The organism is Roseisolibacter sp. H3M3-2 (assembly GCF_029211165.1).
GTDB lineage: Bacteria > Gemmatimonadota > Gemmatimonadetes > Gemmatimonadales > Gemmatimonadaceae > Roseisolibacter.
In genome coordinates this window covers 1-10,570 of the sequence record NZ_JARGEK010000156.1, presented here as the reverse complement: position 1 = coordinate 10,570, position 10,570 = coordinate 1, and the positions used below count along the sequence as shown (strand labels likewise).

General features: G+C 74.3%; 10 protein-coding genes. 4 read left to right on the top strand and 6 right to left on the bottom strand.

The window, feature by feature from the left end; all coding sequences use genetic code 11:
- On the bottom strand, positions 1–210 hold a 210-nt coding region (locus tag PYV61_RS13765; RefSeq protein WP_275832465.1), incomplete at its 3' end, for a hypothetical protein.
- Between the two features lie 9 nt (positions 211–219).
- The gene (locus PYV61_RS13760) at positions 220–1,530 is read right to left on the bottom strand and encodes a cation:proton antiporter (RefSeq protein WP_275832463.1); all 1,311 of its coding nucleotides are present in this window, start codon (positions 1,528–1,530) and stop codon (positions 220–222) included.
- 140 nt (positions 1,531–1,670) lie between these two features.
- Between PYV61_RS13760 and ilvD the strand changes: the two genes are divergently transcribed.
- The 3 genes from ilvD to PYV61_RS13745 all read left to right on the top strand — a co-directional run bounded on the left by ilvD (position 1,671) and on the right by PYV61_RS13745 (position 6,496).
- Positions 1,671–3,356, top strand: coding sequence for a dihydroxy-acid dehydratase (ilvD, locus tag PYV61_RS13755; protein WP_275832461.1), 1,686 nt, complete (start codon positions 1,671–1,673; stop codon positions 3,354–3,356).
- A 603-nt stretch (positions 3,357–3,959) separates the two neighbouring features.
- Positions 3,960–4,139 (top strand): hypothetical protein, encoded by a 180-nt coding sequence (locus PYV61_RS13750; protein ID WP_275832459.1) that lies wholly within the window; start codon positions 3,960–3,962, stop codon positions 4,137–4,139.
- Positions 4,136–6,496, top strand: coding sequence for a zinc-dependent metalloprotease (locus tag PYV61_RS13745; RefSeq protein ID WP_275832457.1), 2,361 nt, complete (start codon positions 4,136–4,138; stop codon positions 6,494–6,496). Before PYV61_RS13750 ends, PYV61_RS13745 begins: the two co-directional genes overlap by 4 nt.
- Positions 6,497–6,630: 134 nt before the next feature.
- On the opposite strand, the gene PYV61_RS13740 is transcribed toward PYV61_RS13745, so the two are convergent.
- Positions 6,631–7,431, bottom strand: a complete 801-nt coding sequence (locus PYV61_RS13740; RefSeq protein ID WP_275832454.1) for a DUF3108 domain-containing protein — start codon at positions 7,429–7,431, stop codon at positions 6,631–6,633.
- A gap of 78 nt (positions 7,432–7,509) precedes the next feature.
- On the opposite strand from PYV61_RS13740, the gene PYV61_RS13735 reads away from it, so the two are divergent.
- The gene (locus PYV61_RS13735) at positions 7,510–7,998 is read left to right on the top strand and encodes a MarR family transcriptional regulator (RefSeq protein WP_275832452.1); all 489 of its coding nucleotides are present in this window, start codon (positions 7,510–7,512) and stop codon (positions 7,996–7,998) included.
- Here the strand turns inward: PYV61_RS13735 and PYV61_RS13730 are convergent.
- From PYV61_RS13730 to PYV61_RS13720, 3 genes are all read right to left on the bottom strand, one after another.
- Positions 7,986–8,525, bottom strand: a complete 540-nt coding sequence (locus PYV61_RS13730) for an HNH endonuclease signature motif containing protein (RefSeq protein WP_275832449.1) — start codon at positions 8,523–8,525, stop codon at positions 7,986–7,988. The two genes, PYV61_RS13735 and PYV61_RS13730, sit on opposite strands and share 13 nt — an antisense overlap.
- A 205-nt stretch (positions 8,526–8,730) precedes the next feature.
- Positions 8,731–9,666 (bottom strand): serine hydrolase, encoded by a 936-nt coding sequence (locus PYV61_RS13725; protein WP_275832447.1) that lies wholly within the window; start codon positions 9,664–9,666, stop codon positions 8,731–8,733.
- Positions 9,667–10,000: 334 nt separating this feature from the next.
- Positions 10,001–10,570: TolC family protein (locus PYV61_RS13720; protein WP_275832445.1), on the bottom strand; the 570-nt coding region annotated here is incomplete at its 5' end.

The following is a 10,570-nucleotide window of genomic DNA, read 5'->3' as shown; positions in this document are numbered from 1 at the left end:
CGGCGACGGCGCCACGCCCCACGCGACGCCCGACCACCCCCACCCCCACGAAAGCCAAGGCGCCGCCACGCCAGCCGGCGGCCGGCCGGGCGACGGGCGCGGCGCCCCCTCGGCCCGCATGCGCACCTCGCGCAGGTCCCCCTGCGCCGCGGCCGCGGCGGGGAGGACGGCCAGCGCGAGCAGCGCGGCGAGCGGCGGCGTCCACCTCATGCGCCCAAGCTAACTCCGCGCCTCGTAGCGCCGCATGAGCGGCGTGACCGAGATCCCGTGCAGCACCACCGACGCCGCCACGCACGCCAGCACCAGCCCCGCCATGCGGTCGGCGAGCGCGCGCGGCAGCCCGTGCTCGACGGCGTACGCGAAGTAGTAGATCGACCCGACGCCGCGGATGCCGAACCACATCGTGAGCGCGCGCTGCATCCGCGGCGCGCCGCGCATGGGCGCGCCGACCAGCACGGCCAGCGGCCGCACCACCAGGAACAGCAGCGGCACGAACCAGAGCGCCTCGGGGGCGAGCGTGCGCGTCGACAGCAGCCCGCCGACCAGCAGCACGATCGCCACCTCGGCCAGCCGCTCCAGCTGCTCGGTGAAGCCGAGCGCGGCCTGCGCCATGTAGGCGGGCGCGGTGTCGGGCGCCGTGGCCACCTCGTCGGCGTCCTCCGCCGCCAGCGCGGCCGCCGCGACGTCGGGCGGGGCGTCGGCGCCGGTGAGCGTCTCGGTCGCCCGCCGCTCCTCGCGCCGCAGCGCGAAGCCGGCCGCGAACACCGCCAGGAAGCCGTACCCCTTCACCATCAGCGCCGCGCCGTACGCGAGCGCGATCAGGCCCAGCGCGAGCAGGTCGTCGAGCCCCAGCGCCTCGCGCCGCTCGCGCCGCAGCCAGAGCACGACGCGGCTCACCGCCCACCCCAGTCCGTAGCCGACCAGGAGCCCCGCGGCCCCCGCCCACACCACGTCCACGGCGAGCCACCGCCATCCCCAGGCGCCGAGGTCGTGCACGCCGAGCAGGCCGAGCCCCAGCATGACGAACGGGAAGGCGGCGCCGTCGTTGAGCGCGGCCTCGCCGGTGAGGGCGAAGCGCAGGCGGTCGCGGTCGGCGGCGTGCTCGAGCTGCACGTCGCTGGCGAGCACCGGGTCGGTCGGCGCCAGGATCGCGCCGAGCAGCACGGCGGCGCCCAGCGGGAGGCGGAGCAGGAGGACGCCGGCCACCGCGAGCAGCCCGACGGTGAGCACCATGACCAGCGTGGCCAGGCGCACCGGCGTCGCCCACCGCCGATCGCGCAGCGCCGCCCGCAGCTTGAGCCCCCCGGCGAACAGCGAGACCAGGACCGCGATCTCGGACAGCCGCTCGAGGATCCGGGCGTCCTCGATGGCGTCCAGGTGCAGCATCCCGACGCCGAGCGGGCCCAGCGCCGCGCCGATGGCCAGGTAGAGGAGCGTCGTCGTCAGCGGGAGCCGCTGGACCGTGGAGCCGACGACCGAGGTCAGCACCAGCACCACGCCCACGATCGCGAACCACGCGGCGACGATCATGGCTCGGCCGTATGCACGGACGGGGCCGCAAGCCGGGGGCGTCCGCCCCCCGGGATCGGCGGCAGGGGCTAACGGTCCCGTGCGCCGGGGCGTATTGGTCGGAGCGCACCCGCGTCCCCGCCGGCCCCGTCTCCGAGTCCATGCGATCCGACATCATCAAGCGCGGCGCCGAGCGGGCGCCGCACCGCAGCCTCCTCCGCGCCACCGGGCAGCTCCGCGAGCCGGAGGACTGGGACAAGCCGTTCGTCGCCGTCTGCAACTCCTACGTCGACATCGTCCCCGGACACGTCCATCTGCAGGAGTTCGGGCGGCTGGTGAAGGAGGCCGTGCGCGCCGCCGGCGGGATCCCGTTCGAGTTCAACACGATCGGCGTCGACGACGGGATCGTGATGGGGCACGAGGGGATGCACTACTCGCTGCCGTCGCGCGAGCTGATCGCCGACGCGGTCGAGACGATGGTGAAGGCGCACTGCTTCGACGCGCTGATCTGCATCCCCAACTGCGACAAGATCACCCCCGGGATGCTCATGGGCGCCGCCCGCGCCAACGTGCCGACGGTGTTCGTGTCGGGCGGGCCGATGGCGGCCGGGCGCGACCTGAAGACCGGCAAGGCGATGGACCTCGCGTCGGTGTTCGAGGCCGTGGGCGCCCGCGCCGCCGGCACCATCGACGACGCGCGGCTGCTGGAGCTGGAGGCGCAGGCCTGCCCGACGTGCGGCAGCTGCGCCGGGATGTTCACCGCCAACTCGATGAACTGCCTGTGCGAGGCGCTGGGGATCGCGCTCCCGGGCAACGGCACCGCGCTGGCCAAGACGCCCGAGCGCGAGTCGCTGGCGGTGCGCGCCGCGCAGACAGTGATGGACCTCGTGGCGCGCGACGTCTGCTTCCGCGACGTGGTGACGGCGCAGGCGATCCACAACGCGGTCGCGCTCGACGTGGCGATGGGCGGGTCGACGAACACGGTGCTGCACGTGCTCGCGCTGGCACACGAGGCGGACGTCGAGTTCCCGCTGTCGCGCTTCAACGACGTCGCCGAGCGGACGCCGCACCTGGTGAAGATCTCGCCGGCCTGGGACGGCAACCGGCAGTGGCACATGCAGGACGTCCACCAGGCGGGCGGCGTCCCCGCGGTGCTGGCCGAGCTGGCGAAGCTCCCCGGCGTCCTCCACCTCGACGCGCCGACGGTGCACGCGCCGACGCTCGGCGACTCGCTGGGGGCGGTGCAGAACTGCAATCCGCAGTGCATCCGGACCGCCGAGACGCCGCACTCGGCGCGCGGCGGGCTGTGCGCGCTCTACGGGTCGCTGGCGCCGCAGGGCGCGGTGGTGAAGGTCGGCGCGATCCCGCTCGAGCGGCGCGCCTTCCGCGGCCCGGCGCGCGTGTTCGAGGGGGAGCAGCTCGCCCTCGCCGCCGCCAACGCCGGCCAGATCCAGCCGGGCGACGTCATCATCGTCCGCCAGGAAGGCCCGCGCGGCGGTCCCGGCATGCGCGAGATGCTGGCGCTCACGAGCTTCCTGATGGGCTCCGACCTCGGCGAGCAGGTCGCTCTGGTCACCGACGGCCGCTTCTCGGGCGCCACGCGCGGGCTGAGCATCGGCCACGTCTCCCCCGAGGCCGCCGAGGGGGGCGCGATCGGCCTGCTCCGCGACGGCGACGTGATCGAGATCGACTGCGAGGCCCGCCGCCTGGACGTCGCGCTAACGGACGCCGAGCTCGCCACGCGCGCGGCCGAAGCCACCCCGTTCGCGCGCACCCCGCGGCGCGGCTGGCTCGGGCGCTACGAGCGACTGGTCACCAACGCGAGCACGGGCGCCGTGCTGGCCTGAGCTTGGAAAAAGCCAGGAATCGGATGAGACGGATCAGATCTGATCCGTCTCATCCGATTCCTTGCCGTTGAACCGAGAGAGTTCACGGGTGCCCGTCGGCCTGGGGCACCGGCTCCTGCGCCGGCTCGGGCTCGCGTTGCGGGTCCCGGGGGGCCGGGGTGGGGGACGGGCGGAAGCGGAAGGCGTTGCGGTACATGGGGGCCTCGCGGGGAAGGGGAGTGGAACGCGAGGGCCGCTCCCGAATGCGCGGGCCGAGACGAAGACGGCCCCTCCCACGCACTCGTGGGAGGGGCCGTGTCGCGACGCGGGGTCGCGCGCCTAGGCGGTGGGTCCTCCCAGCACGGAAAGCCCGCGGCCGATGACGAGGCCGGGGGCGGTGCTAAGGAGGAGTACCTGCGCGCGGGGCATGGGCGCAGTATCGGGATCGCCGGGCGTCGCGTCAAGGCGCGGCCCGTCCCCCGAATCGTCCGTTCCGCATGCATATTCGCGCGGCCGGTGACGGGACCCCTGGCCGGGGGGTCAGCGTTCCGGTCGTGCGGCACGTCTACGTATCACGGGCCGCCTCGTGCCCGCCTCCCTACCTTTCGTTCCCCGATCGACCCCATGAAGCGAGCAGCTCCCGTCCTGGCGGCGCTCGTCCTCGGCGCCTGCGCGCGCCCGGCGACGACGCCCGCCACGAACGCGCCCACCCCGTCGCGCGGCCCCGCCGGCGCGGCCGCGGCGCAGGGCACCGGCGCCCCCGGCGACACGACCCAGCGCACCCGCGCCCGTACGCGCGGGTGATCACCCCCGGGACCCAGACCCGGCGCGGCCTGTTCGTCACGCACCGGCAGAACGAGCGCCTCCTGTTCGAGATCCCGCGGCGCGAGCTCGGGAAGGACATGTACCTGATCGGGCGCTACGCGGCGGCCCCGGCGGCCAACCCGAACCTCCCCGGCGGCGGCTTCGGCGCGTACGGCGGCGACCAGTTCGGCGAGCAGTCGCTCCGCTTCGACCGGCAGGGGAACCGCGTCATCGTGCGCTCCCCGCAGTACGACATCTCGGCCGACACCTCGCTGTCGGTGTACGCGGCCGTCCGCGCGTCGAACTACGCGCCGATCATCGCCGTGCTCAACGTCGAGGCGTTCGGCCCCGACAGCGCGCCGGTCGTCGACGTGACGCGCCTGTTCACCACCGCGGTCCCCGAGATCGCCGCCATCCGCGGCACCATCGACCCGCAGCGGTCGTACGTCGAGCGCGTGGCGGCGTTCCCGAACAACGTCGAGATCGAGGCGACGCAGACCGGCATCCCGGCGGCGACGCCCGGGCTGGGCGGCGGCGGGGGCGGCGGCGCCGCGGCCGGCGCGGCGCGCCCGGCGCAGTCGGTGCTCGCGCACTGGTCGCTGGTCAAGCTGCCGGAGAACCCGATGCTGCCGCGCCGCTTCGACGAGCGCGTCGGCTACTTCTCCGACCAGACCGTCGACTTCGGGAGCAACGAGCCGCGCTCGGTGCGCAAGCGCTTCATCACGCGCTACCGCCTGGAGTGCAGCGACCGCCGCGAGGGCGACCTGTGCTACCCGAAGCAGCCGATCACGTACTACGTGGACCCGGCGACGCCCGAGTGGCTCAAGCGCTGGGTGAAGGCCGGCATCGAGGAGTGGCAGCCGGCGTTCGAGGCGGCCGGCTTCAAGAACGGCATCGTCGCCGGCGAGGTGCCGGCCAACGATCCCGACTGGAGCCCCGAGGACGTCCGCCACACGATGATCCGCTGGCTCCCGTCGACGACCGAGAACGCCGTCGGCCCGAACGTGCACGACCCGCGCACCGGCGAGATCCTGAACGGGTCGGTGCGGATGTTCCACAACGTGATGAACCTCAACCGCTCCTGGTACTTCACCCAGGCGGCGGCGATCGACCCGCGCGCGCGCAAGCTGCCGATGCCCGACACGCTCTCCGGGCGCCTGCTGCAGTTCGTGGTCGCGCACGAGATCGGGCACACGCTCGGCCTGCAGCACGACCAGATCGGGAGCTCGACGTACCACCCCGACAGCGTGCGCTCCAAGACGTGGGTCGCGAAGATGGGGCACAGCCCGTCGATCATGGACTACTCGCGCTACAACTACGTGGCGCAGCCCGAGGACAGCATCCCGCTGCAGTACATCATCCCGCGGGTGGGGCCGTACGACCACTTCGCGATCATGTGGGGCTACAAGCCGATCCCCGGCGCGACCACGACCGAGGCGGAGCGCCCGACGCTGAACCGCTGGGCGCGGATGCAGGACACCATCCCCTGGTACCGCTTCTCGGCGAACAACGAGTTCGGCGGCTTCGGCACGCTGTCCGAGGCGGTGGGCGACGCCGACCCGGTCAAGTCGACCACGCTCGGCTACAAGAACCTGCGCCGCGTGATGGGCTACCTGGCCGACGCGACGCGCCTCCCGCTCGAGGACAACTCGGACCTGCGCGAGCTGTACAACCGCACGGTCAACCAGTGGGCGACCGAGGCCGGGCACGTCGCGACGATGATCGGCGGCGGCACGGTGCAGTACAAGGTCGGCGAGCAGCCGGGCGCCGTGTACGCGCCGCTCCCGCGCGCGCGCCAGGCGGAGGCGATGCGCTTCCTGAACGAGAGCGTGTTCCGCACGCCGACGTACCTGATCGACCCGGCCATCGGCGCCCGCATCGAGGCCAACGGGATGATCACCCGCGTGAACGGCGCGCAGTCGCGCGTCCTGAACGCGGTGCTCGACGACCAGCGCCTCAACCGCCTGCTGGAGCAGGAGGCGCTGAACGACGCCCGCGCCTACTCGCTGGCGTCGATGCTCGACGACCTGCGCCGCGGCGTGTGGGCCGAGGCGTACGGCGGCGCGCCGAACGCCGACGCGTACCGCCGCGAGCTGCAGAGCGACATGCTCTCGTCGATCGACCGCAAGCTCAACCCGCCGCCGACGCCGGCCGGCGGGCAGCAGCAGCCGAACTTCCCCGGCTTCACGCCGCCGGCGCCGCTGTCGGACGACGCGAAGTCGCACCTGCGCGGCACGCTGGTGACGCTGCGGAGCGACCTGCAGCGCGCCATCCCGCGCACCAGCGACCGCCCCACGCGCCTGCACTTCCAGGGCGCCGCGGAGCGCATCGCGCGGATCCTCGACCCGAAGGGCTGATCCGGCCGGAGCAGTGACGACGACGCCCCCGCGAGCGCGATGCTCGCGGGGGCGTCGTGCTGTGTAAGAGCCAGGAATCGGATGAGACGGATCAGATCTGATCCGTCTCATCCGATTCCTGGCGGTTGCCGAGCCTAGTTCGACCCGGCCTTGTGGTCGGTCAGGTACAGGTTCAGCGACCCGAAGGAGAGCTTCGACTTGAGCTGCAGGATGATCCGGCGGTCGTCGTCGGAGATCCAGACCTCGGCCCTGCCGCCCTCGCCGAAGATGCCGCTCGTCTTGATGGTCGGCTGCACGACGATCGCGTCGAACGTCCCCGCCGGCACCGTGACCTTCTCGCGCCGCAGGACGCGGATCGTGACCGGGTTGCGGTCGGGCTTGAAGTACTGCTCGAAGCGGTACGTCTGCCCGACGACCAGCGGGACGGTGCGGATGTAGTAGAGGAACGAGCCGTCGTCGAGCGGGCGGTCGGTCGAGGGGAGCTCCCCCCGGTCGTCGCGCAGGTCGTCGTACGTCGCGCGCTCGGGGAAGATCTCGAAGCGCGACGTGCGCTCCTTCGGCCCCTCGTCCTGGTCCTTGTGGAAGCGCAGCGACGACAGGTCGTCGCGCGCGAACCAGCTCTCGAAGACGTCGAGGACGCGGAACCCCGGGACGCCGCCCTTCACGCGGAAGACCGTGTGGTAGGCCGGGCGGCCGCGCACCGTCTCCAGCCCGCGCACCTCCATGCTGCCGGTGCCGGCCTTGATGGGGCCGAACTTCACGTCGTAGGTCAGCCGCTCGCCCGGCTTGAACGGGCGCGCCGCGACGTCGTCGCCCGTCGGGGCGACGGCGCCGGCGCCGGTCAGCGGCTGGGCGGCCAGCGACTGCGCGGCCGCCGGATGGACGGCGAGCGCGGCCAGCAGCCCGAAGGCGGGGAGGAGGGCGAGACGGGTCATGAGAGGCACCCCTGAGCGGGGAGAGCGTTCAGTGTGTTCAGTCTTGACTGAATATAGTGAACGCCCTACCATCATGCCATGGGCAATCGTGACTCCTCTCCCTGCATCGCCGCCTTCATCGAGCGCGCGGGCTGCCTCTGCGAGCGCGACGGGCTGCCGCGGATCGCCGGCCGCATCCTCGGGCTGCTCCTGGTCTCCGCCGAGCCGCTGTCGCTCGACGGGATCGCCGAGCGGCTGGGGGTGAGCCGGGCGAGCGTGAGCACCGACGCCCGCCGCCTGGTGGAGCAGGGGGTGCTGGAGCGCGTCGGCCTCCCGGGGGACCGGAAGGACTACTACCGCATGGCGTCCGACTCGCCGGAGCGCTCGCTCGAGCAGAAGCTCGTGGGGCTCCGGCAGTTCCTGGCGCTGCTCGACGAGGCGCAGCGGCTCCCGGGGCAGGACCCCGCCGTCAGCGAGCGGCTCGCCGAGGCGAGCGCGCTCTACCGCGACGTGATGCTGGCCACGACCGACGCCCTGGAGCGCTGGCGCGCCCGGCCGCCGGCCGTGGCCGCGACTCAGTCGGCGTAGGGGTAGTCGGGGTCCGCGAGGCGCTCGGCGCGCGCGGCCTGCTCCGGCCCGGCGATCTCGCGGGCGAGGTCGACCAGCATCGGGCTCAGGTGCATCCCGTAGCGGAGCAGGGTGAACGCGCGCTCGCGGCGGGCCAGGAGGTACGCGAGGATCGGCTGGTCGGCCTTCTTCGCGTTGCAGGGGCGGCAGGAGAGGACCAGGTTGTCGCGCCGGTCGTAGGCGGTCTGCCCGCGGCGCGGCGTCACGTGGTCGAGGGTGATGTCGTCGGCCGGGACGCGCCCCCCGCAGTACGCGCAGACGCTGCCGTAGCGGGCGAGGAGCCACTCGCGCGTGTCGACGTAGGCGCGGCGCCCCGTGGGGAGCGAGGTGAGTCGGACCGTCTCCTCGGCGGGCTCCCCGCTGCCGCTGCCGCGGCGGCGCCGACGTCGGCGCGAGGGGGAGGCGGGGGCCAGGGCCGTGCTGGCCGCGCGCGGGGGCGCGGCGGCGGCGCGCGAGGCGCGCGCGCGGGTCGTTGCTGTTGCCTTCACTAGTGGTGCTATCGGGTGAGCCGGCGCTGCGTTGGGCCGGGCGTTCGCCGGAAGGACGGCGGAACGGGCGCGCGCGTTTCGGGCGACCTCGTCCGCAGCTCCGCACGCGGGACGGCGCCTGGGACCCTGGCCCCGGCGGGGCCGCCCCGGCGCCGGGTGCGGCCGGCGATCCGGGAATATACCCCGAAGCGCGCCCGGCGGCTCGCTAGGGCTTCTCGACCGCCGCGAGGAGCCGCTGGAGGAAGCCGTCCACCGCCCCGTTCTCGATCCACCGGACGACGGCCACGAGGTCGTGCTCGGGGTCGACGTACACGATGTTGGTGCCGTTGCCGAGGTGCGCGAACGCCGTCGCCGGCGCGCTCGGCCACCGCTTCCGGTCGGTGTTCAGGAACCAGTTCATGAAGCCGTAGTCCGTCTGGGCCGGCGTCGGGGTGAGCGCGCGCCGCACCCACTCCTCCGACAGCAGCTGCCGGTCGCGCCACCGCCCGCGCCGCAGCGTCAGGAGGCCGAAGCGCGCCATGTCGCGGGCGCTGATGAACATCCCGCCGCCCCAGTGGCCGCCCCCGGACACGCTCTGCACCGCCTGCCCGTCGAGCAGCACCCACGAGTCGTCGTACCCCACCCAGCGCCACGTCGGCGACGCGCCGATGGGGTCCATGACCTGCTCGCGCAGCACCTGCGGGAGCGGGCGCCGCCACACCGAGGTCGCGGCCAGCGCGAGCGCGTTCACGCGCACGTCGTTGTACTCGTACGCGCTGCCGGGCGCCTTGCGCGGGCGCGTGGTCCACTCGGCGGGCTGCCCCGTGGGGCGGTCGGCCCACTCGGGCTTCCCCCACAGCGTCCCCTCCCAGTCGCTGGTCTGCCGGAGCAGGTGGTCCCAGGTGATCGTGCGGTTGTGCGGCGTGTCGAAGGGGTGGAGCAGCTCCGCGCGCCCCACGCGCTCGGCCGAGCGGTCGGGGCGCGCGGCGAGCACGACGGGCCCCACGTACGCGCGCACCCGGTCGTCGAGCGAGCGGATCAGCCCCCGGTCGAACGCCAGCCCCACGGTCGTCGACAGGAAGCTCTTGGTCACGCTGAACGTCATGTCGACGCGCTCGGGGTCCCCCCACTCGGCGACGACGTAGCCGCCGCGCACGATCACCCCCGACGGGTCGCCGCGCTCGGCGAACGGCCCCGCCGCCTGGCCGAACGGCTCGCGTCCGAAGGTCTGGTAGTGCGCGACCTCCAGGTCGCGCGGCGCCTTCGCCTCGCCGGCGACGGCGAACGCGATCGCGGCCGCCAGGCGGGTCGAGTCGAGGCCGGCGGCGCGGGGGGCGCGGCGGGCCCAGTCGGCGCGGCGGGCTCGGGGCGCGCGATCTCGGGACGGGTGGCGGCGGACATCGGCGGGTCGGATCGGAGATCGGGAGTGGTCGGGCCGGTCGGGCGGGGCGGGGCGGCGGTCGCGTCGTCGGGGGCGTCGGCCATGGTCGGCGCGCTCACGGCAGCCGCGTCACGTCGCCCTGCGCGCGGGCCAGCGCCACGCGCGCGGACTGGTACTGCGTCAGCGCGTCGACGTAGGCGGTCCGCGCGCCGTTCAGCGACACGGACGCCGTCACCACGTCGGCGTTGCCGGCCACGCCGGCGCGGAAGCGGTCGCGCGCCTGCGCGACCTCGAGCTCGGCGAGCTCCAGCCGCTCGCGGGCGGCGGCCAGCTGCTCGCGCGCGCCGCGCAGGTCGCGCAGCGCGCCGCGCACCTCGTCCACCGCCTGCGCCTGCAGGTCGCGCCGGCGCACGTCGGCCTCGCCCGCCTGGGCCAGCGTCTCCTCGACGCGCGCCACGCGGCGGAAGCCGTCGAAGATCGGGAGCGAGACCTGCAGCCCCCACGTGTAGGTGCCGAGCAGGTGGTTCGCCGTGCGGCCGATGGCGCCGCCGTCGGCGAACCCCTCGACGCGCGGCAGCCGCTCGGCCCGCACCGCGGACACCTGGCGGCGCGCCGCCTCCGCCTGCCGCTCCGCGGCCCGCAGGTCGGGGCGCTGCGCCTGCGCGCGCGCCACCGCCGCGTCGGC

Excerpts from the sequence above, each read along its gene's own strand:
- PYV61_RS13760 (WP_275832463.1), bottom strand. The coding sequence starts at position 1,530 with ATGATCGTCGCCGCGTGGTTCGCGATCGTGGGCGTGGTGCTGGTGCTG.
- ilvD (WP_275832461.1), top strand. The coding sequence starts at position 1,671 with ATGCGATCCGACATCATCAAGCGCGGCGCCGAGCGGGCGCCGCACCGC.
- PYV61_RS13750 (WP_275832459.1), top strand. The coding sequence starts at position 3,960 with ATGAAGCGAGCAGCTCCCGTCCTGGCGGCGCTCGTCCTCGGCGCCTGC.
- PYV61_RS13740 (WP_275832454.1), bottom strand. The coding sequence starts at position 7,431 with ATGACCCGTCTCGCCCTCCTCCCCGCCTTCGGGCTGCTGGCCGCGCTC.
- PYV61_RS13735 (WP_275832452.1), top strand. The coding sequence starts at position 7,510 with ATGGGCAATCGTGACTCCTCTCCCTGCATCGCCGCCTTCATCGAGCGC.